The 21,454-nt window shown below is 60.5% G+C and carries 22 protein-coding genes and 1 tRNA gene; 7 read left to right on the top strand and 16 right to left on the bottom strand.

What is annotated here, in order from left to right; translation table 11 throughout:
• Positions 1–23: 23 nt before the first annotated feature.
• Positions 24–929 carry a LysR family transcriptional regulator gene (locus CAL20_RS15475; protein ID WP_094821958.1) on the bottom strand — a complete coding sequence of 302 codons (906 nt, stop codon included), beginning with the start codon at positions 927–929 and terminating at the stop codon, positions 24–26.
• Positions 930–1,043: 114 nt separating this feature from the next.
• Between CAL20_RS15475 and CAL20_RS15470 the strand changes: the two genes are divergently transcribed.
• The 4 genes from CAL20_RS15470 to CAL20_RS15455 all read left to right on the top strand — a co-directional run bounded on the left by CAL20_RS15470 (position 1,044) and on the right by CAL20_RS15455 (position 8,692).
• Positions 1,044–4,538, top strand: coding sequence for an indolepyruvate ferredoxin oxidoreductase family protein (locus CAL20_RS15470; RefSeq protein WP_094838300.1), 3,495 nt, complete (start codon positions 1,044–1,046; stop codon positions 4,536–4,538).
• A gap of 174 nt (positions 4,539–4,712) precedes the next feature.
• Positions 4,713–5,615, top strand: a complete 903-nt coding sequence (locus CAL20_RS15465) for a LysR family transcriptional regulator (RefSeq protein WP_094821956.1) — start codon at positions 4,713–4,715, stop codon at positions 5,613–5,615.
• A 117-nt stretch (positions 5,616–5,732) separates the two neighbouring features.
• The gene (locus CAL20_RS15460; protein WP_094821955.1) at positions 5,733–6,707 is read left to right on the top strand and encodes a Bug family tripartite tricarboxylate transporter substrate binding protein; all 975 of its coding nucleotides are present in this window, start codon (positions 5,733–5,735) and stop codon (positions 6,705–6,707) included.
• A gap of 8 nt (positions 6,708–6,715) precedes the next feature.
• The gene (locus CAL20_RS15455) at positions 6,716–8,692 is read left to right on the top strand and encodes an aconitase family protein (RefSeq protein ID WP_094838299.1); all 1,977 of its coding nucleotides are present in this window, start codon (positions 6,716–6,718) and stop codon (positions 8,690–8,692) included.
• Positions 8,693–8,824: 132 nt separating this feature from the next.
• Here CAL20_RS15455 and CAL20_RS15450 read toward each other — a convergent pair whose 3' ends face one another.
• Genes CAL20_RS15450 through dapC form a run of 5 tightly spaced genes read right to left on the bottom strand, consistent with a single transcriptional unit; the run spans position 8,825 to position 14,858 of the window.
• Positions 8,825–10,780, bottom strand: a complete 1,956-nt coding sequence (locus tag CAL20_RS15450) for an ABC-F family ATP-binding cassette domain-containing protein (protein WP_094821953.1) — start codon at positions 10,778–10,780, stop codon at positions 8,825–8,827.
• Entirely contained in the window at positions 10,777–11,667 is an 891-nt protein-coding gene (gene prmB, locus CAL20_RS15445) for a 50S ribosomal protein L3 N(5)-glutamine methyltransferase (RefSeq protein WP_094838298.1), read from the bottom strand. The genes CAL20_RS15450 and prmB overlap by 4 nt, the downstream gene beginning before the upstream one ends.
• A gap of 6 nt (positions 11,668–11,673) precedes the next feature.
• Positions 11,674–12,813 (bottom strand): succinyl-diaminopimelate desuccinylase, encoded by a 1,140-nt coding sequence (dapE, locus tag CAL20_RS15440; RefSeq protein ID WP_094821951.1) that lies wholly within the window; start codon positions 12,811–12,813, stop codon positions 11,674–11,676.
• Complete coding sequence (gene dapD / locus CAL20_RS15435; RefSeq protein WP_094821950.1) at positions 12,813–13,634, bottom strand: 2,3,4,5-tetrahydropyridine-2,6-dicarboxylate N-succinyltransferase; 822 nt, start codon at positions 13,632–13,634, stop codon at positions 12,813–12,815. Before dapD ends, dapE begins: the two co-directional genes overlap by 1 nt.
• 27 nt (positions 13,635–13,661) lie before the next feature.
• Complete coding sequence (dapC, locus tag CAL20_RS15430; RefSeq protein ID WP_094838297.1) at positions 13,662–14,858, bottom strand: succinyldiaminopimelate transaminase; 1,197 nt, start codon at positions 14,856–14,858, stop codon at positions 13,662–13,664.
• Positions 14,859–14,902: 44 nt separating this feature from the next.
• Here dapC and CAL20_RS15425 point away from each other — a divergent pair.
• Positions 14,903–14,989, top strand: a tRNA-Leu gene (locus CAL20_RS15425).
• A 140-nt stretch (positions 14,990–15,129) separates the two neighbouring features.
• Positions 15,130–16,113, top strand: a complete 984-nt coding sequence (locus CAL20_RS15420) for a tyrosine-type recombinase/integrase (protein WP_094838296.1) — start codon at positions 15,130–15,132, stop codon at positions 16,111–16,113.
• Here CAL20_RS15420 and CAL20_RS15415 read toward each other — a convergent pair.
• A complete protein-coding gene (locus tag CAL20_RS15415) occupies positions 16,087–16,329 on the bottom strand; it encodes a helix-turn-helix domain-containing protein (RefSeq protein WP_094838295.1) in 243 nt (80 codons plus the stop codon). The two genes, CAL20_RS15420 and CAL20_RS15415, sit on opposite strands and share 27 nt — an antisense overlap.
• Before the next feature lie 434 nt (positions 16,330–16,763).
• Between CAL20_RS15415 and CAL20_RS25650 the strand changes: the two genes are divergently transcribed.
• The gene (locus CAL20_RS25650) at positions 16,764–16,937 is read left to right on the top strand and encodes a hypothetical protein (RefSeq protein ID WP_179266681.1); all 174 of its coding nucleotides are present in this window, start codon (positions 16,764–16,766) and stop codon (positions 16,935–16,937) included.
• Positions 16,938–16,944: 7 nt separating this feature from the next.
• On the opposite strand, the gene CAL20_RS15405 is transcribed toward CAL20_RS25650, so the two are convergent.
• The 9 genes from CAL20_RS15405 to CAL20_RS15370 all read right to left on the bottom strand — a co-directional run bounded on the left by CAL20_RS15405 (position 16,945) and on the right by CAL20_RS15370 (position 21,406).
• A complete protein-coding gene (locus CAL20_RS15405) occupies positions 16,945–18,183 on the bottom strand; it encodes a hypothetical protein (protein ID WP_094838293.1) in 1,239 nt (412 codons plus the stop codon).
• The gene (locus CAL20_RS15400) at positions 18,180–19,070 is read right to left on the bottom strand and encodes a DNA cytosine methyltransferase (RefSeq protein WP_094838292.1); all 891 of its coding nucleotides are present in this window, start codon (positions 19,068–19,070) and stop codon (positions 18,180–18,182) included. The genes CAL20_RS15405 and CAL20_RS15400 overlap by 4 nt, the downstream gene beginning before the upstream one ends.
• A gap of 4 nt (positions 19,071–19,074) precedes the next feature.
• Entirely contained in the window at positions 19,075–19,302 is a 228-nt protein-coding gene (locus CAL20_RS25490) for a hypothetical protein (protein ID WP_143277073.1), read from the bottom strand.
• 145 nt (positions 19,303–19,447) lie between these two features.
• A complete protein-coding gene (locus tag CAL20_RS25645) occupies positions 19,448–19,597 on the bottom strand; it encodes a hypothetical protein (protein WP_179266680.1) in 150 nt (49 codons plus the stop codon).
• Positions 19,590–19,850, bottom strand: coding sequence for a hypothetical protein (locus tag CAL20_RS15390; RefSeq protein WP_256981524.1), 261 nt, complete (start codon positions 19,848–19,850; stop codon positions 19,590–19,592). The genes CAL20_RS25645 and CAL20_RS15390 overlap by 8 nt, the downstream gene beginning before the upstream one ends.
• Positions 19,847–20,104, bottom strand: coding sequence for a hypothetical protein (locus tag CAL20_RS15385; protein ID WP_094838290.1), 258 nt, complete (start codon positions 20,102–20,104; stop codon positions 19,847–19,849). Before CAL20_RS15385 ends, CAL20_RS15390 begins: the two co-directional genes overlap by 4 nt.
• Positions 20,101–20,643 (bottom strand): HNH endonuclease, encoded by a 543-nt coding sequence (locus CAL20_RS15380; RefSeq protein WP_094838289.1) that lies wholly within the window; start codon positions 20,641–20,643, stop codon positions 20,101–20,103. The genes CAL20_RS15385 and CAL20_RS15380 overlap by 4 nt, the downstream gene beginning before the upstream one ends.
• Entirely contained in the window at positions 20,640–21,104 is a 465-nt protein-coding gene (locus tag CAL20_RS15375) for a hypothetical protein (protein WP_094838288.1), read from the bottom strand. Before CAL20_RS15375 ends, CAL20_RS15380 begins: the two co-directional genes overlap by 4 nt.
• Positions 21,101–21,406: a hypothetical protein gene (locus CAL20_RS15370; protein WP_256981521.1), complete on the bottom strand. Its 306-nt coding sequence runs from the start codon at positions 21,404–21,406 to the stop codon at positions 21,101–21,103. Before CAL20_RS15370 ends, CAL20_RS15375 begins: the two co-directional genes overlap by 4 nt.
• Between the last annotated feature and the right edge of the window lie 48 nt (positions 21,407–21,454).

Below are 21,454 nucleotides of genomic sequence, written 5' to 3'. Positions count from 1 at the left end.
TCGTTGTAGCGTGCGCACGCCGGTCAACTGCCTGCCGCATGAATCATGAAATCCCGAAACGCGCTCGCCGGCCGCGCCATGGACGCGCGCGGATGCCACAACAGCCCCGCATCCATAGGCGGCACCGCATCGGTCAGCGGAATCGCTTCGATCTTCTTGCCCTCTAGCGACCACGGCCGATAAACCATATCCGACAAAATCGTGACGCCAAATCCGTGCGCCACCAGGCCTCGCAGTGCCTCCATGGACCGCGTGCGAAAAGCAATATCGGGCTGTAATCCATGCGCCTGCCAATAACCCAGCGTAGAGCGTTCGCCCTCATCCATCTCGAGCAGAATATAGGGCAGCTTGGACACGTCGGCGAGGGACGGCGCGGCGTGTTCCAGCAACGGATGACCCGCCGGCACCCACAACTGCCGACGCGATTTGACCAATACGTGCTTGCTCAGCGTGTTGCGCGTATCCGAATTCGACAGCAGTGTCACACCGAGTTCCACGTCGCCGCTGGCGATCGCAGCCTCGATCTCAGGGCGGTCCATATCCACCAGGTCCAGCACGATATCCGGATAGCGGCGGCGAAAACGCGCCAGCAACTCGGGCAGAAAATAGCCTAGCACCGTATAGGACGCCGCAATGCGTACCGAGCCGCGCAGGGTATAGCGCTGGAACCCAGGCTCGCGTAGCGCATCGTCCAGAGCGTCCAGGATTTCCCGCGCGCGCTGATGAAAATGATGGCCCTCTGGCGTCAGCGTGACGCCATGCGGATGACGGTCAAACAGGCGTATGCCCAATTGGGCCTCCAGCGCCAGGATGGCGTTGGTCACGGCCGACTGCGATACATGCTCGTCGGTCGCCGCCATCGACAAGCGGCCCGTGCGGGCAGCCGCGGTGAAATAACGCAATTGCCGTACGGTGACGTCTTTGGCCATGGGGTCTCCGGGTATTAATTTTTTATATACCAGCTAACTGAATATATGAATATACGATAACCAGCCGGCTTTCTACACTCCTAGCAAGCCAATCAATAGGCATCAGGAGACACAGTGAACGCCCCATTGCCCACCCATGTCACGCTGGACGATAAATACACGCAAGAAAGCGGCCGCATCTATTTGAGCGGCACACAGGCCCTGGTACGGCTGCCCATGCTGCAACGGGCGCGCGATCAGGCGATGGGGTTGAACACGGCAGGCTATATCTCGGGCTACCGCGGCTCGCCGCTGGGCGGGCTGGATCTGGCCCTCTGGAAAGCCAAAAGCCATCTCCAGTCCAACGACATCGTCTTCCAGCCCGGCCTGAACGAAGACCTGGCTGCCACGGCTGTCTGGGGAACGCAGCAGTTGAATCTATTCCCCAACGCGACGCGCGACGGGGTATTCGGCATGTGGTACGGCAAAGGGCCGGGCGTCGATCGTTCTATCGACGTGCTCAAGCACGCCAATTCCGCGGGCACCGCAGCCCATGGGGGCGTGCTGCTGTTGGCGGGCGACGACCATGCCGCCAAATCGTCCACCGTGGCGCATCAATCCGAGCATGTCCTGATCGCCGCAGGCATTCCCGTGCTGTATCCGTCGAACGTGCAGGAATATCTGGACTACGGCTTGCATGGTTGGGCGATGAGCCGCTATACCGGCTTGTGGGTTGCGATGAAATGCGTCACGGACGTGGTCGAATCCAGTGCGTCGGTCGAACTCGATCCCGCACGTGTACGCGTGGTATTGCCCGATACCGAACTGCCCGCCGGGGGATTGAATATCCGTTGGCCGGACACCCCTGTGGCGCAAGAGGCCCGTTTGTTGAATCACAAATGGTACGCCGCATTGGATTACGTGCGTGCCAATGGCCTCAATCGCGTCGTGCTGGACGCGCCGGATGCGCACTTCGGCATCATGACGGCGGGCAAGGCCTATCTCGACGTGCGTCAGGCGCTGACCGATCTGGGGCTGGACGACGAGGCCTGTAAGATCGCGGGCATCCGCTTGATGAAGGTCGGCTGTGTCTGGCCTCTCGATGCACAGGGCGCGCGGGCCTTTGCGACAGGCCTGAAAGAAATCCTGGTGGTCGAAGAAAAACGCCAGATCCTCGAGTACGCCTTAAAAGAGGAGCTCTACAACTGGCGCGATGATGTGAGGCCCCGCATATTCGGCAAATTCGACGAGCGCGACAATGGCGGCGGCGAATGGTCCATGCCGCGCGGCCGGCCGCTATTGCCCACGGAATACGAACTCTCGCCCGCACTGATCGCCCGCGCGATTGCCGCGCGCCTGGACAAGGCAAGCTTGCCAGACGAGATCAGGGCTCGCATCGCCGCACGCCTGGCCATCATCGATGCCAAAGAGCGCGAGGCCGCCAAGCCCATCATGGTCGAGGAGCGCAAGCCCTGGTTCTGTTCCGGCTGTCCGCACAATACGTCGACGCGCGTTCCCGAGGGCTCGCGTGCCGTGGCCGGCATTGGGTGCCACTATATGGCGATATGGATGGATCGCAATACCGATACCTTCAGCCAGATGGGCGGCGAGGGCGTGGCGTGGCTCGGGCAAAAGGACTTCACCAGCGAGCGCCATATTTTTGCCAATCTGGGCGACGGGACGTATTTCCATTCGGGGCTATTGGCCATTCGCGCCGCTGTGGCCGCCAACGCGCCCATCACCTACAAAATCCTGTACAACGATGCGGTCGCGATGACGGGCGGCCAACCCGTGGATGGCACATTGACCGTGCCTCAGATTGCCGCGCAGGTCCTGGCCGAAGGCGTCAACCGTGTCGTGGTCGTCAGCGACGAGCCCGATAAATATCATGGCCCGCTGCAGTTGCCCGCCAATGTGGCGGTCCACCATCGTCAGGAACTCGATGCCGTGCAGCGCGAGTTGCGCGATATCTTGGCCACCACCGTATTGATCTACGATCAGACTTGTGCCACCGAAAAACGCCGCCGCCGCAAGCGTGGCGATTACCCCGATCCGCTGCGCCGCGCCTTTATCAACGAGGCCGTATGCGAGGGCTGCGGTGATTGTTCCGTGCAATCCAACTGCCTGTCGGTCGAGCCATTAGAGACGTCGATGGGCAGCAAACGCCGCATCAACCAATCGTCTTGCAACAAGGATTTTTCCTGCGTGCAGGGATTCTGCCCGAGCTTTGTCACTGCAGAGGGCGCCACGGTGCGCAAGCCTCGTCCGGTCAACACGGCGGCGTCGTTAGCCGAGGCACCTGAGCCGGCCATCATGCCGCTGAAAGCTGGCCGCGCTCATCGTTTGGTCGTAGCGGGCGTGGGCGGCACTGGCGTGGTCACCATCGGCGCCTTGCTAGGCGTGGCGGCCCATATCGAAGGCAAGGGCGTCACCGTATTGGACATGGCCGGGCTCGCCCAAAAGGGTGGCGCCGTGCTCAGCCACGTGCAGCTGGCGTCGACACCCGAGGACCTGCAGGCCACGCGTGTCGCCTTGGGCGAAGCCGATCTGGTGATCGGCTGCGACGCCTTGGTCGCGGCCTCGCCCGAGGTCTTGTCTCGTTTGCGCCCCGATGGCGGCCGAGCCGTGGTCAACAGCACGGCCGCGCCGACGGCCTCGCTGCTTTCTCAGCCCGCGTGGACATTCCCCGGCGCCCAGGCCGAGGCCGCCTTGCGCCGCAGCACCTCGGGGCAATGCGATTTCATTGAGGCAGGCCCATTGGCAGAAGCTTTGTTGGGCGATGGCATCTACGCGAATCCTCTGTTGCTGGGCTATGCCTGGCAAAAGGGCAGCATCCCGCTATCGCGCGACAGTCTGCATCAGGCCATCAAGCTCAATGGCGTATCGGTAGAAAAGAACCTCGCAGCCTTTGAGCTGGGACGTCAGGCAGCGCACCATGGCGTGGCGGCGCTGCGCCCGGCAAAACCCGTAACGGTATTGCCCGAGTCGCTGGATACGACGATCCGCCGTCTGGCAGACCATTTGCGCGCGTATCAGGACGAGGCCTATGCACAACGCTATGTGAACGCCGTCTCCGCCATCCGTGATCGCGAGTCCCGCTTGCCGGGCGAGGCGATATTGACGCGGGCAGTGGCAAAGAATCTGGCCAAATTGATGGCTTACAAAGACGAATACGAAGTCGCGCGCTTGCACACCGATCCTGCATTCAAGCAGCGTTTGCGAGAGCAGTTCGAGGGTGAGCCGGGCAAGGATTACCGAGTGATTTACCACTTGGCTCCGCCCGCATTGACCGGTGGCAAGAAACGGGCCTTTGGACCGTGGGTGGAATGGGTATTCCGCGCGCTAGCGCCCATGAAGCGTTTACGCGGAACAAGCCTGGACTTTTTTGGCAAAACCGCCGAGCGTCGTATGGAACAAGCCCTGGTGCGCGATTATTTCGACCTGATCAATGAGTTCGCCCAAAGCCTGGACGCACTGAATCGAGATACCGCAGTCCAACTGGCCGAACTGCCCGACAGCATCCGCGGCTATGGCCACGTCAAGGCGCGCAACGCGGAGCGGGCCGCTGCACGGCGTGAGGCATTGCTGCGGCAGTATCGCGAGGGTTCAAGCGTCGCAAAGGCGGCTTAAGTCATCGAGGAAGCAGGCGCCGCATGATGCGCTTGCGCTCTCCGGTTAACGCCGAGGCCTTTTTTGTGCGCGATGGCCTGTATGGCCGTGCGCGTGCCGCAGTCGTGAACCTCGTTACTACCTGTGTAGTACGATCACCTCCTCTGACGAGGACGGTGCACGACCGGCAACGGCATGGAAAATCTATTACGCAAACTCGATCTGACCTCGTTGCGGCTCTTCGTAGCCGTTTGCCAGGAGCACAGCATCGCGCGCGCGGCCGAACGTGAGTTCATCGCGCCCTCGGCGGTCAGCCGACGCATCGCAGAACTCGAATCGCTGATCGGCCTGCCGCTCATTCAACGCCATACGCGTGGCGTGACGATTACAGAGGCCGGGCGAACCGTCTTGCATCATGCCGGCAAGCTCATCGGTGATGTCGAGGCCATGGGGGCGGATCTCTCCCGGCTGTTCTCGGGCGCCAAGGGGCATGTGCATGTCGCCGCCAATCTATCGGCGATCGTGCAGTTTCTGCCCGAGGATGTCGCTGCTTTTCAGCGCTTGTTTCCCGACATAGACATTGAGCTCGAGGAGTGCCACAGTCCCGATGTGTTGCGGCGCGTACGTGAGCGCGACGTGGATTTCGGTATCTGCAATAAGACGGCCGATATAGAGGGCCTGCACGCATTGCCGTATCGCCGTGATCGGCTGGCCGTCATGTTGCCCGCATCGCATCCCAAGGCCGCGGCCCGTCAACTGAGCTTGCAGGATATCGCGGCGGAGACCTTCGTCGGTCTGGGCCCCGACAGCGCGCTGACGCAGATGTTGGCCGCTCGAGCTCAGGCCATGGGCACGACGTTGACGGTCAAGATTCGCGTCACCAGCCTGGATGCATTGTGCCGGATGGCGCATGCCGGATTGGGCATCGCTATCATGCCGCAGCAGGTGGCGGAGTTGTATCTCTCTGCGTTGGATGTGGTGGTAAAACCCTTGTCGGATCCTTGGGCACGGCGAGAAATGAGCATCGTCTGTATTGATCCAGAGCAACTGTCGGCCAGCGCCTCGGTGTTGCTGCGGTTTCTCGCGCAGGACACGTAATCTCGGTTCACGATGTCAGCCATGCCGAGACGGCACTTCGGATCGTCTCAACGTCTCCTTATAGTCTCAGCCACAGGGCAATAGACCCCGTTTGCACCGAATGAGGAGACTCGCTTGATGATCGCTCGAACTTTGGCGGCCTGTACGCTCGCCATCTCAACCGCATTGTTCCAGACACCTGTCGCGCAGGCGGCCAACTATCCCGATCACCCGATCCGGCTGATTGTGCCTACGTCGCCTGGCTCCACCGCAGACGTGGTCGCCCGTGTGGTTGCCGATCATCTGGGCAAGGCGCTGGCCCAGCCTCTGATCGTCGAAAACCTGTCAGGCGCCGCCGGTATTCCCGGCACCCGGCAATTAGTGTCCGCCAAACCCGATGGCTATACCCTCGCGATTGTGTCGTCGAATCACGCCATCAATCCCAGTTTGTACAAAGACATGCCGTACGACAGTGTGCGCGACATCACGCCCATCTCGATGATCGGCACCACGCCGCTGGTCGTTGTCGTGTCGGACACCTCGCCGTATCGCGATATCGGGGCTTTGCTGTCGGCCGCGCGGGCCCACCCAAAAGAGCTCAACTACGGCTCTTCGGGCACGGGCAGCGTCCTGCACCTGGCTGGCGAGTTGCTCAAGTCGCAAGCGAACGTCGAGATGACCCACATCCCATATCGAGGCGGCAATGCCTTGATTACCGACGTGATGTCCGGCCAGATTCAAACGGCATTTCTGGCAGTGCCCTCGGTGTTGGCGCAGATTCAGGCGGGCAAGCTCCGCGCATTGGCCGTCAGTACGCCAGAGCGTTTGGCGGTGCTGCCAGACGTTCCTACATTGGCCGAATCGGGGGTAAAAGATTATTCCTATGATGCCTGGATCGCGTTGATTGGCCCCGCCGGCATGGCGCCGGAACAGGTGAGTCAGCTGCAATCCGCCACGGCGCGTGTGATGAAAGATCCCGACGTATTAAAAGCCTTGCAACCCCTGGGATTCGTGTCACAAGGCAGCACAACGGAGCAGGCCCGTAAAGTCCTGGTGGACGAAGTCACCAAATCCCAAGGCCTGGTATCGGCCGCAGGAATCTCTGTTGAATAGTGTGAAGTATGTCTGAAACTCTGGTACTAGATCGTCCTGCGCGTTTTCTGTTTTTGTCCCGCGACCCTGCGCAGATCACCGCGCAACTCGCCGGTAAACCCGCGACCTTGATCCAGGCAAGTCCTTTGCGCGACGACGTGTCCACCGACGAGATCACGCCGGTGACCATCCTGACGCACTTTGACGAAAGCCTGGGGCGATTCCCCTATACCGGACTGCAGGTCGCAGGTCAGCGCCCCATTGCGGAGAATGCGATTCGCCAGTCGGGAGTCAACGTCGTCGTCGGCGGCAAGCGCTACGGCAAGGGCTCGTCCCGTGAACACAGTCCCATGGCGGAAAAGTCGGCGGGGGTGCGTCTGGTCATTGCCGAGAGTTTCGAACGTATCTATCGGCAGAACGCCGACAACATAGGCCTGTACACCAGCACCGATATGAGCCTGGTGGAACGCCTGCAACGCGGCGAGCGCATTACTGTCGACGACATCGTGGCGGATCGCGATGATTTGGCGGCGGCGATCGTGCGCGAGGGCGGATTACTGGCGTTCGGACAACGGCATCTGCGCACAGCGGCGCAGCAGGACTCGACGGACACCGGGCCGCAGACGCTGTTCGAAAAAATCATTCGGCGCCACCTGTTGCGTACGCCCGTGACGTCGCCGGCATTGTCGATAGGCGAGGGCGTCTTCGTACGTGCGGATTGGCGATTCATCCACGAGTACTACACCGGCATGGCTGCGCATATGCTGCACGCGCGCTTCGGCCGTCCGTTGACGCTCGTCGACACCGACAGCATCGTGGTATTCGAAGACCACACCTCGTATGTGGATGAAAGCCCGAATCATATGCGTATGGGTTTTGTGCCTAAGGTGCGCTTCATGTGCCAGGCGCAACGCGACTTCATCCGCGACTACGGGTTACGTCAACATCGCACCTTGACCGATGCCGAGGCCGTCTTGGATCCTGGCACGAACGTTGCCGGTATTTCGCACGCGATGATGGCCGAGCATTATGCCTCGCCGGGACAGGTGGTGGTGGGGACCGATTCGCATACCCCGCATAGCGGTGCCCTGGGTTGTGTCGCATTCGGTGTAGGTACGACGGATATGGCCAACGCGTTCATGACCGGCACTATCCGATTGACGATGCCAGCGAGTCTGAAGATCGACTTGCGCGGCCAATTGCCAGCCGGCGTCACCGCAAAAGATGTCGTGCTGCATCTGCTGGCGCTGCCCGAAATCCGGGCGGGAGCAGGGGTAGGAAAAGTATTCGAGTTCATCGGACCAGCTGTGCGGGCCATGTCGATCGACGAACGCGCGACGTTGACCAATATGACGGCAGAGCTGGGCGGTTTGACCGGCATCGTTGCACCCGACGAGGTGACCTGTGCCTTTTTGCGTGAGCGTCGCGGCGTGCAAACGGAGGTCGAACCGTGGATGCACAGCGACGAGGGCGCGGGCTATGCGGCGACGTTTACCGTCGATTGTGCTGCACTATCGCCCTACGTCGCCGCACCGGGTGATCCCGGCAATGGCATGCCGTTGGCCGAGCTCAATGAACGTCCGCGCGTCGATATCGCGTATGGAGGCTCATGCACGGCCGGAAAACGCGAGGATTTCGATCACTATCACGACGTGCTGGCGTGGGCGTTGGCAAACAACCTACGTATCGCCGATGGGGTGACGCTTTTTCTGCAGTACGGCACAACCGCCGTACGCGATTACTGCCAGGCAAAAGGCTACGACCAGACTTTTGCCCGCATGGGGGCGCGCATCCTGCAGCCATCGTGTGGCGCGTGCGCAAACTGCGGTCCAGGCTCATCCACCCATGCGAATCAAATCACCGTCAGCGCGATCAACCGCAATTTTCCCGGCCGCTCGGGGCCGGGCAGCGTGTGGCTGGCCAGCCCGCCGACAGTGATCGCCAGTGCGTTGGCGGGGGAATTGATGTCCTTTGAGGAACTCAAGGCACGCTACGAGGCGGCTTGAGCGGCAGCCACGGCGACTGATGAACGAATTCATCAGATGGGCTGCGTCACGCTAGACGCCATCACCGCAGTTGGCTGGCGACACGAGCATGGTACGGCCCATGCGATGCAGCCTCGCACACGTTGAGACCGCTTATTCGCTCGTTCCCTGCTCAATCTCTTCGAGCTCCGTCTGGATTTCCAGCCATTGTTCTTCGAGATTGTCCATTCGTTTGCCCAGCTCACCGTGCTCGGCCATCACTTGTTGGCGTTCGGTACGGCGCGCATCGGAATACAGGTCTGCATCGGCAATCAGCGCATCCAACACCTGCAACCGTGCCCGCAGCTTGTCCATCTCGCTTTCCACTTTGGTCAGCTTGGCCTGCAAGGGTTTGCGCAAGGTGGCCAGCTTCTGGCGTTGCTCGGCTTCCAGGCGGCGTTGGGTCTTGCGGTCTACGTTCGCATTGTCTGTGCTGCTTGATGCGGCTTCGCCGCGTGCTTCTGCCCGCGCTTCTGCGCGAGATTCAGCTTGGCGCGCGTTCAGCCAATCCCGGTAATCCTCCAGATCGCCATCGAACTCACGCACCTGTCCATCGGCAACGATCCAGAAACTATCCACGGTCGTGCGCAATAAATGACGATCGTGCGAGACCAATAGCATGCTGCCCGAAAACTCGGCCAATGCTGCGGCCAGCGCTTCGCGTGTCTCCACATCCAAGTGGTTGCTGGGTTCGTCCAGCAGTAGCAGATTGGGTTTTTGCCATACGATCAACGAGAGCGCCAGACGCGCTTTTTCGCCGCCCGACATGGGCCCGACTTTGCCATTGACGGTGTCGCCGGAAAAACCAAAACCGCCCAGATAATTGCGCAGTTCCTGCTCGCGCGCATCGGGTGCCAATCTGGCCAGATGCTCCAGCGGCGTGCCATCCAGGTCCAGCATATCCAGTTGATGCTGGTGGAAATAGCCAATCGCCAGGCCCTTCGAGGCGCGACGCTCTCCTGCTTGTACCGGGATTTCCTCGGCCAAGGTCTTGATCAGCGTACTTTTGCCGGCGCCGTTTGCGCCCAGTACGCCGACACGAGCGCCTGCACGCACCATCAGCGTGACATCTTTCAAAATGGAAACTTGCTGCCCAGCCGCGCCCGTGTAGCCCGCTGCCACCTTTTCCAACACCAATAGCGGATCCGGCGTATGCTCAGGCGAGGGAATACGTATATCGATGCCGGCCTCGGCGTGCAGCGGCGCCAGCGTTTCCATACGCGCCAGCGCCTTGACCCGGCTTTGCGCTTGTTTAGCCTTGGACGCTTTAGCCTTGAAGCGATCAATAAAACTCTGCAGCCGCGCGGCCTCGCGAGACTGACGTTCATGCGCAATACCGACCAGGCGCAACCGCTCGGCGCGTTGCGTCAGGAAATCCTGATAGCCGCCGCGATAGCGCACCAGCTTGCCGTGGTCAAAATGCAAAATGATCCGCGCCACCGCATCCAGGAACTCGGTATCGTGCGAAATCAACAGCACCGTGCCCGGATACGCCGCCAGCCATTTCTCCAGCCACAACATGGCGTCCAGATCCAAGTGGTTGGTCGGCTCGTCCAGCAGCAGCAATTCGGACGGCGCCATCAGTGCCCGCGCCAAGGCCAGACGCATACGCCAGCCGCCCGAGAAACTGGCGACCGGTTTCATCCATTCGTCCGGTGCAAATCCCAGGCCTGCCAGCAGTTGCTCCGCACGCGAGTTCGCGCTCCACACGCCGGCTTCGGCCAGCGCCGCCTCGAGTTCTGCGATGCGTGTGCCTTGATCATCATGCACCGCTGCGCGTTCGGCTTGCAGCGCACGCAGATGCGTGTCGCCGTCAATCACGAATTCGCGGGCAGGGCGTTCGTCGGCGGCGATTTCCTGCTGTACGCTCGCGATGCGCCATCCAGCCGGCACGTCCAGCGTGCCGGCATCCTGGTCCAGGGCGCCCGTCAACAAGGCAAACAGCGACGATTTGCCCGCGCCGTTCTTGCCGACAAAACCCACCCGTTCGCCAGGGTTCACTACAAATTCCGCGCCATCGAGCAGTACCTTGGTACCGCGGCGCAGCGTCAATCCTGATGCTCGTATCACAGCTGTTCGCGGGTCAGTAGCAGAATCTGGTCCGACGCTTCTTCGGTATCCAGCCAGATGGGTTCAAGCTCGGGGAACGCGGCTTCGAAATGATCGCGCTCGTGGCCGATTTCCAATACCAACACGCCCTCGGGCGACAGGTATTGCGGGGCGGCTTGCAAAATGCGCCGCACCAGATCCATGCCATCCGTGCCGCCCGCCAGCGCAAGCGACGGCTCATGCCGGTACTCGTCCGGCAGTTCGTTCATCGATTGGCTATTCACATAAGGCGGGTTGCACACGATGACGTCATAGGCCGCCGCCGGCAACGCATCAAACAGATTGCTGTGATGCAAGGCCAGACGATCCTGCAAGCCGTACTCATCCACATTCCGGCGAGCCACCTCCAACGCATCGGTCGACACATCGACGGCGTCTACTTCTGCATTCGGAAAGGCCAGGGCAGTCAGGATCGCCAGACACCCGGAACCCGTACACATATCCAGCGCACGCGTGACCTCGAACGGATTGCGCACCCAGGGCGACAGGCCCTGATCCAGCAATTCCGCAATCGGCGATCGCGGCACGATGACGCGTTGATCGACGTAAAAACGGTGGCCGCGCAACCAGGCTTCGTGTGTCAGGTATGCCGCGGGCAGGCGTTCGGTCACGCGCCTATCGATCAACTCCAATACACGGGTGCGCTCGTTGGCGGTGACGCGCGCATCCAGAAATGGATCCAGCGTGTCGGGTGGCAGATGGAGTCCGTGCAACACCAGATAGACGGCTTCGTCCCAGGCATTGTCGGAACCATGACCCAGTGCAATCCGGGCCGCGTTAAAGCGCGACACGCCATAGCGTATCAAGTCACGCAGGGTCTGCAATTCTTGGCGATCAGATGACGACATAGCGCCTCAGTGAGCCAGCAGCAGGTTTTCCAACGTGCGCCGGTAAATATTCTTCAGGGGATTCAGACTATCGAGTGCGATGCACTCGTTGACCTTGTGGATCGTGGCATTGCAGGGGCCAAACTCGATGACCTGCGGACAGATCTTGGCGATGAAGCGTCCATCCGAGGTGCCGCCCGTGGTGGACAGCTCAGTCTTGAGGCCTGTTTCGGATTCGATGGCCGCAGACAGGGCATCGGTCAACGAGCCACGTGGAGTCAGGAACGGCTCGCCGCCCAATTCCCACTGCAGGTCGTATTCCAATCCATGGCGATCCAGTACCTCATGCACACGCGCCTTCAAGGAATCCGGCGTGCTGGCCGTAGAAAAACGGAAATTAAATAGCGCGACGGCTTCGCCAGGCACCACATTCGTCGCGCCTGTACCCGCATTCAGATTCGACACTTGGAACGTCGTGGGCGGAAAATACTCATTGCCCTGATCCCATTCGATATTCACGATCTCGGCCAGCGCGGGCGCGAGTTGGTGCACCGGATTGCGGGCCAGATGTGGGTAGGCCACGTGTCCTTGGATGCCTTTTACGGTCAACTTGCCCGACAGCGATCCACGGCGTCCGTTTTTGCAGACATCGCCGATCTCTGCAGTCGACGTCGGTTCGCCCACAATGCAGTAATCGAGCTGCTCGCCTCGCGCTTTCAAGGCATTGCAGACGATCACCGTGCCATCGATGGCGGGGCCTTCTTCGTCTGAGGTGATCAAAAAAGCAATCGAGCCGGGATGTTGCGGGTGGGCCGCCACGAACTCCTCGACTGCCACCACAAAGGCGGCGATCGAGCTTTTCATGTCGGCCGCACCGCGGCCGTACAGAAACCCGTCACGCTCGGTCGGAACAAAGGGATCGCTATTCCATTTCTCGCGCGGGCCGGGTGGCACGACATCCGTGTGCCCGGCAAAGACGGTGAGCGGACCTGCGGTGCCGCGACGGGCCCAGAGATTCGTCACACCGCCTTGCGCGATGGTTTCGCAATGAAAGCCGATGCGCGTCAGACGCTCGGCCAACAGGCTTTGGCAATCCTCGTCGACAGGCGTGACCGAGGGGCGGGCGATCAGGTCCTTGACCAGATCCAGTACGGCGGATTGACTCATTAAGCTCTCAGCAAATCGTTGATGCTGGTCTTGGCACGCGTTTGCGCATCGACACGCTTGACGATGACGGCGCAAGCCAGGCTGTGCGAACCGTCTTCCGAGGGCAGCGAGCCGGGTACGACCACCGACCCCGAGGGCACGCGGCCATAGGTGACCTTGCCCGTGGCGCGATCGTAGATCTTCGTGCTTTGCGACAGGAACACGCCCATGGCCAGCACCGAGTTTTCTTCGACCACGACACCTTCGACGACCTCGGAACGGGCGCCGATAAAGCAGTTGTCTTCGATGATGGTGGGGTTGGCTTGCAGGGGTTCCAGCACGCCGCCGATGCCGACGCCGCCCGACAAGTGCACGTTCTTGCCGATCTGCGCGCACGAGCCGACCGTGGCCCACGTATCGACCATCGTGCCTTCGTCAACGTAGGCGCCGATGTTCACGTACGACGGCATCAACACCACGTTCTTGCCGATAAAGGCGCCACGGCGGGCCACCGCCGGCGGCACCACGCGATAGCCGCCTGCCTGAAAGGCCGTGTTGCCGAAGTCCGCGAATTTCGTCGGCACCTTGTCGTAGAACGTCAACGGAGCCTGGCCCATGACGGCGTTGTCGTGCAGGCGGAACGACAGCAGCACGGCCTTTTTGATCCACTGATGCACCACCCATTCGCCGGTCGATTTGTCGGCCACACGCAGGCGGCCCTGGTCCAGGGCCGCGATGGTGTGCTCGACCGCATCACGCACTTCGGCGCTTGCGTCGGAGGGCGACAGGTTGGCCCGGTTTTCCCAGGCTTGTTCGATAGTGGTTTGCAGGTCGAGAGTCATGACGCTTTATTTACTAGAAAGGGTTGATCAAACAGAGGTTTTGACAAAATGCGCGATGCGTTCGGCCGCCTCGACGCATTGCGCCAAAGGAGCCACCAGCGCGATGCGGACACGGCCCGCACCCGGATTGACGCCGTGCACCTCGCGGCCGAGGAAACTGCCGGGCAGTACGGTAACACCAGTACGGCCGTAAAGGTCGCGCGCAAAGCTGGTGTCCGACGCTGGCGTCGGCACCCATAGATAAAAAGACGCCTGCGGCATGCGCACGTCCAGCGCGCGTTGCAGGATCGGTACGACAGCCTCGAATTTCGCACGATATTGCCGGCGATTATCGGCAACATGGCCCTCGTCGGTCCAGGCTGCGACGCTGGCCGTGGCAATCACGGGGCTCATCGCGCTGCCATGGTAGGTGCGATACAGCAGGAACTGCCCGATCAGTTTGGCATCGCCTGCGACAAAGCCCGAGCGCATGCCCGGCACGTTAGAGCGTTTGGACAGGCTGGAAAACGCCACCAGATTGGCATAGTCATCGCGCCCCAGGCGGCGCGCCGCCTGCAGGCCGCCCAGCGGCGGGTTGCCCTCGGCGAAATAGATCTCGGAATAGCACTCATCCGAGGCAATCACGAAACCATGGCGATCCGACAGCTCGAACAACACCCGCCATTCGTCCAGCGACATGACGTTGCCGGCGGGGTTGCCGGGGGAACACACAAACACCAATTGCGTCCGTTTCCACACATCCTCGGGCACGCTGCCCCAGTCGCAGCCGAAATCGCGCGCCGGATCGGCGTTGACGTAATACGGCGTCGCGCCGGCCAGCAGCGCCGCGCCTTCATAGATCTGATAAAACGGGTTCGGGCAGACCACCAGCGCGTCTGCATTCGGGTCCACGACGGTTTGCGTAAAGGCAAACAAGGCCTCCCGCGATCCCAGCACCGGCAGGACTTCCCGGTCAGCGTCCGGCGCAGGAATGCTGTAGCGCTGCGCCAGCCATTGAGCGATCGCCTGACGCAGCGCCGCGTCGCCCTTGGTCGCCGGATACACCGACAGTCCCTGCAGGGCGCCGCACAGGGCTTCGCCCACGCGCGCGGGTGCGGCGTGTTTGGGCTCGCCGATCGACAAATTGATCGGCGTCAGTCCCTCTGGCGGGGTGCCGGCCTCGGCCAGCAAAGCCCGCAATTTTTCAAAGGGATAGGGGTGCAGGAAATTTAATCGGGGATTCATAAGCACGATTTTAACAAGCAAGCTACAATAGCGGGCTTGGTACCGCGAAGGTGGCGAAATTGGTAGACGCACCAGGTTTAGGTCCTGACGCCGTAACAGGTGTGGGGGTTCGAGTCCCCCCCTTCGCACCATAATACTTAAAACCGTTGATTACATATAATCAATTTCTTTCAAATCAACGGTTTAGCAGGCTGGGTGGGTGATCGACTGATTGCCGAATCTCAAAAATTCGCAGTCATCGGCCCCATTTCTGCCCCGCTATCGGCCCCACATGGCAAGCATCCAGAAGACCGATAAAGGGTATCGCGCTCAAATTAAATTACTGGGCGCGCGCGACAGTAGGGTTTTTACCACTCGTCGTGAGGCGGTAGAGTGGTCCGCCAGGCGAGAGGCAGAGATCCGAGAGCGTGCCGAAAAGCCGCCCGGTGACTTGCATACCTTGCAGGAAGCGTTGCGGAAATACAGCGATGAGGTGTCGCCGCACAAGCGCGGCGAGCGCTGGGAGCAGATACGGCTTGCCGCCTTTGAATCCTACCGGCTGCCGATCGCATTGCCAATCTCCAAAGTCACTGCCCAACATATCGCGGATTTCCGTGATGCTCGATCGAAGAAGGTTGGCCCCGCATCGGTGCTGCGGGAACTAAGTCTGCTGGCGTCGGTGTTTGAATCGGCCCGCACTGAGTGGGGGTGGATCACCGATAACCCATGCCGGAACATCCGCAAGCCCGCCAGCCCAAAGCATCGAACCAGGACGATTCATTGGCGTGAGATGCGGGCGATGCTGCGCGAGATGGGTTATGACCCCCGGGCTCGGGTGGCATCCATGAGCGCAGCGGTGGCCAACTGCATGCTGCTGGCGCTGCGCACCGGTATGAGGGCAGGGGAATTGTGCGGCCTCACATGGGACAACGTGCACGAGCAACATTGCCACTTGCCGCAGACCAAAAGTGATCGCCCCCGGGATGTACCGCTGTCGACACGTGCGAGGCGGATTCTGGATCGGATGCGAGGCTGGGATGATGATCTGGTGTTTGGCCTGAAGACGGCCAGCCTGGATGCACTCTTTCGAAAGTACCGGGGTCGTGCTGGCTTGGATGGCTTTACCTTTCACGACACCCGGCATACGGCGGCGACAATGATTTCGAAGAGAATCGACGTGCTCGACCTGTGCAAGATGTTTGGCTGGACTGATCCAAAAATGGCGATGGTTTATTACAACCCGCACGCATCAAGCATTGCTGCGCGCTTGGGATAGGTAGCGCCGGAGCTCTGCGCCAGTAATCCGTCCATCCACCGGCCTGATCTTGCCTTCCTTGATGCGCTTCTGCAGCGTGTTGTAGCTGATGCCCAGGCGTGCGCACGCGTCCTGATAGTGGTAGCAAACCATATCCTCTATTGCGCGCTCGGCGCCACGCCGGGCCGCTTCTTCCAGCATCCGCTCAAAATCGGTGGTTTCTAGGGTGATAGTCATGATGTGATTTTCTCACTCATCCAAGCGCGGCGCGTCGTTTCCAGCAGCCGCTCGATTACGTCGGTGGTCATTCTTTCCATAGCATCCAGCCGGTGAGTAGCCCGGCAAAAAAGGCGGCGAGAATAGCGAGATTCATCATGCGCCTCCTACGTTCTTATGCTGCGTACCCATGGCGCCAGTTTGCTGATTCAGCCAGCCCCGAGCCCATGCAGACTTTGCCCATTCTGGCCAACGTTGACGGCCGACGCGTCCCGCCGTAATGGGCAGCCCACGCGAATGCGCGGATCTGCCCCATGCTTCATACAGTCGTTTTCCTGCGAGTGGCTTAGCCATTCTTCGCCTCCCCATCGTTCGCTGTGGCGGAAATGCAGGCGAACTCCGGCCGTCCAGATGCTATAGTTCCTCCCTTCATCCGAGCGTTGGAGCACATCATAATGAATGGATACATGACGGCGGCGTTGCCACTACTGGTGTGTGCAGTGACCTTTGGTGTCATTGGGTTATCCATGAGCAACCTGACGTTTTTGTTGATGGGCGCAGGCATGCTCATCGGGGGCGTGCCTCTGGTCGTAATGGGGATGAGTCGGCCACGAGTGGCGAATAAATAGGTGTCCATCACGCTGCCCCCTCGCCCTTGCGCTGCTGGGCGATGGCGGCGTCGTACAAGCGTCGAGCCGGCTTAAGCAGGGTCGCATAGCGCATACCAATCCATAATGCATGATGTGGCTCGATTGGCTCCCACCTTACGCAATCATCATGCAGGAACTCGTCGCCAACCTGGATAATGTCGTCCGCACCAAGTAAACGCCACCGCTCCGCATCCCGCGCATCGTCCGCCTTCTGCGAGGCCACTGGTGCGGCATAGACGGCATTGGGCGCTTTGCCGTAACCCGGCACGGCGTACAGTTCCACCGATTCCACACCGGCAGGCATCTTCCGACCGCTCATCCACCGCAGGCCGTCCTCGTCGGCAACTGCCATATGCTCTAGTCGGATCGGCTGCGCATCCCCTGCGGGCCTGCCGTAGCGGGATAGCAGGGCGCTCATCCGAAAGCCTTTGCTATCCCCGCCCAGTTTGTCGATGTAGTTCGCGGCCGCCTCAAGTTGGCGCAGCAGGGCAGGCTCCGCGCTCGCGGCAGGCTGCACTTGTTCGCCACACTCCACGCATACCCCATCAGCCGGGCGCACATGCTCGCTGTGGTCGCATGCTTCGCTGGCGCTCGCGGCAGGCTGCGCGGCCAGGGCGGCGCGGGCGTAGTCTTTGATGTCCTTTTGTGTGTGATGCAGCCCGCCGTTTTGTGGCTTCGGCAGCAGCGGCAGCGCCACATCCCCCGCACCTTTTGCGGAATCCTCGGCGGCAGGCCGAATGCATAGCTCGTCAAAATTGTCGGCCAGCACTTTGGAAAACTCGCTATCCAGCGGCTTGCCTTCCAGCATGGGTCGGGTCGGGTCGGCGCTGGCCTGGGGCGCGGCCTCTAAAGTTGCGATCAAATCCTCTGGATCGCTATAAGGACCGCCAGGGACGACAGGGCTTGCATCGGCCTCGCTTGTGTCGGGGATGGCATGGGGCGCGGCATCCAGAATGGCCTGCACCAGCAAGACAGCGTTGTTCTGGATGCCGTCGTCGCAGAAGTTGGCCAGCGCTTTATCCACTGCGGGCAGTTCGGCAATGCGCTGAGCGTTCTGCCATTTCGCCCGCTCATCGGCTAAAGGGACGCGCAGCTTGAAGAGGACCGCCTGCTCGAAGGCAGCGAGAAAATTAGCTGATGGTGGAGTGCGACCCGAGTTGTACTGAATCAGCAGGCTTTCAACCTCGTCACCGGTCAGAACGTATTGCTTGTTGTCAGTGGTCATAGCGTCATACTCGCTTTGATGAAGGTTGCCGCCGCTTGCGCGACGATGGCGTTGCCGTAGGCGCGCAGGCGTCCCACTCGGGCGGGAGCCCCATGAGCCAGCGGGAATGTGCCGGGTTCAACTGGCCGATAGACCCCGCCTCGATCGGCGCAGTAGATCCATTCGGCGTTCGACCAGAACCCGCTGACCGCGCCTGCAGGTCCAAATGAACGTTCCCGCCGCCTTTGGTCTTGGTTGTCCGTCCGCCACTGCCATCGCTCGCTTTCGGCGTTGCCCATGCCGCGAAGACTGCCGCATCGCAAAGCGTCGTCCCGTCGTGGTGCTTGCTGTCCGGATTGGATCTGCCGGAGGTTTTGTTGCGTCCGCCCCGGCTGTCGTTGACCGTTGGGGTGGGCCACGAAGTAAAGCCGCCCGCGTCCGTGCGGGGCGCCGTAGCCCGCAGCAGGGGTAACGACCGCCCCGCAGGCGTACTCCAGTCCTTCCAAGTCAGCTTGTACAAGGTCGAGCCAGCCAAGGCCGTCACGGCTTTCAACCTGCTCTCCAAAGACTTTTGCAGGGCGGCGCTCTTGGATGAGCCAGTGCCAGGCCGGCCATAGGTGCCGCTCGTCATCAAATCCAGCTCCTTTGCCTGCCGCGGAGAAAGGTTGGCACGGACAGGAACCGGTCCAAACAGGTCGATCATCTGGCCAGCCTGCGAGGCGAAGGGCATATGACCAGACGCCGATTCCTGCGAAGAAATGGCACTGTGTGTATGGTCGAAGGTCATCAGGGTGTACGTCCTCTATGCTGCGTTCGTCTACGTCGCCCGGCGCTATGTGGCCGGCTGCAATCAGATTCCTCAGCCACTGGGCGACATACGGGTCGATTTCGTTGTAGTAGGCAGCCATGTGGCTATTCCCTCTCTCCTTGGGGAGGGGCGGGCGGATTGAGAGCGGCGTCCACAAGTTTCCAAACAGATGCCACGTCGTCATTACTCATAAATGGGCCGCGCAGGCTGTCTATCGCTAAAATGACTGCGCGCAGGCGGTCGATTTCGTCCAGCAGGGCGGGCTGGTTATTCCACGCCTCGATCAGCAACGTGGCGTCAGGGCCTTCAGCGCCGCCGTTGGGGAAATGCAAGTCTGGGTGTCCGTCTGGCTGCGTGCACGGTACGCACACCGGCTTTGAACCTAGATAGCTAACGATTCGGCGCCACGAATTGCTTGTGGCCAGGGTCAGGGGGCCGGGCGTTGCCCGCGCTATCAGCTCCCTCAGCTTTTGTGTGTCAACGGTCATCGTTATGCTCCCAGTCGTAGGCCCACGCGCGCTCATCCGGGTCCAGGTCGAAGAAGTTATCTACTCCACCTCGTTCTGCGGCGTGCTCCATGATGGCTGCGCGCTCATCAGCAGGCAGATCCCAGAAACCGTTATTCATTACTATTCTCCTGGCGTGCCTTCAGCATGGCGTCTGCGATCCGATATGCCAGGCGAGCGTCGTTTTCAGGGATGGTGAGCCCATTCACCGGCTTATAGTCGTAACCCCGCCATGGGTCTTCAGCTGTGACTAGGCCCTGCATCGCCTTGGCGGCGAAGTAATCGCGCAGGGACATGCCGCCCAAGTGCGATCCGTACTCGCCCCATGGGAAAGCTGGCCCCCCATCGTCCATAGGCTTCGTTGTGGTGGTCATGATTGGACTCCGATCTGAAGCGGCTCTTTGAACGACGCGGACAGCGGCGACAGATGGCCGTACACCGTCTGAGCGGTTTCCATATCTCCGCATACCAGTTGGAACGGGATATCAAAGCAATGCCACTTACCTGCGGCGATGTTCGATGCCGCTGGCTGATGGCGAACGGCCAGGTATTCCTTCAACTCGGCGGGGAACTCGACGCCGGAGCGGGTTTCCATCTGCTCGATGGTCAGGTTTCCTAGACAGATCATGCTGCATGCTCCAACTCAGCGCACCCATATGGGGCGGAGCTTTCTCGACAGAAGTCACCGAACAGCATTTCTGCCGCCAAGCTATAAACCTCGTGAGCCTCTTCCGGCGTCACATAAACACCAAGATGCCGCGAGCGCCCTCGATGCTTTATCTTGGCTGCGTACTTGCCAGTAACTCGATGAAAATGGACACCTTTCAGGCCAAGTTTGTTTTTTCTGCTCAGTTTCTGATTCGAGTTGTTTTGCCATCTAGTCGCTTGACGTAAATTCACGATCCGATTGTCGTCAGGCTTTCCGTTGGCATGGTCGATAAACTGCTCTGGCCAAGACCCGTGGTAGATCGCCCAACAGACTCGATGGACTAGGTAATAGCGTCCGCGGATTCCAACCCGCAAATGCCCGGAAGGTTCGACATGCCCTGCCTTCGAGCCAGTGAATTTCTTTTGCCGATCGCATTTCCAAATTAAGTCACCGGTATCCGGTAAGTACTCGAACATTGCACGAAGATCTTCAACGGGTATCTCTATAAATGATTTCATGCGGCAGCCTCGGCATATTGCAATTCAGACCATATCTGCGTCTGGCGCAGCAGATCGACCTGTTCATCGGGATCGGCCATCGACATGGCACGCCGTAGCGCGGGCAAAGAGGTGCGCAGCTTTTGCATCGTGCTCTGCTGCACCGGTACGCAATAGCGGAAAGCAATGCTCAGCTCGCGCAAGCAATCCAGCGGCAACGTCAGCTTGTGTCTGGTGGCGAACATGTCGAAATGCTTGTGCACACCCTCGATCGCGCCGGCAGCGTCATACCACTCGCCATCACCGGCCTGGAACACGGGATTGCCTTTGCCGTCTACGCCTACGGTGCCGTCGATCTCAAGACGGTCAACGATGGCCTCAAGCGAGCGCAGGACGAGGTCAGTGCCGACAATCATTGGGGTGCGGATCTCGCGCGGGCGATAGCGCTTATTGCGCCGGGCTTTGCGGTGAGGATTGCTCATTTAACATTGCTCCACGTGACTGACAGCCACAGATCGACAAATTGCCCGCAATTGCTACCGACGATCGCGCCAAAGCCTAGCCCTCGCAGTTCCTTGAGAATGGCCTTGCAGAGTTCTGAGTATTTGTCTTCGTTCGTGTAGCAACTTCCGTCGCCAAACCCGAACTCCCGCGTGATGTACTCATACTTGCCGTCTCGAGCCGCCTTTTCGACGCCAGCCAGGATAGTGTCCACGGCGAAAGATGGGTCTTTGGCTCGCGCAATGTCGCGGGCCTTGTCTGCCGTGAGTCGTTGCGTTGTCATATCAGTCTCGGAATAGGGCGGGCGCGCCACCCGCTGCGCAATGCTTGT

This window comes from Bordetella genomosp. 4 (genome assembly GCF_002261185.1).
Classification (GTDB): domain Bacteria; phylum Pseudomonadota; class Gammaproteobacteria; order Burkholderiales; family Burkholderiaceae_B; genus Bordetella_A.
The sequence above is the reverse complement of the archived record's forward strand: the minus strand, read 5'-3'. Positions and strand labels throughout refer to the sequence as shown.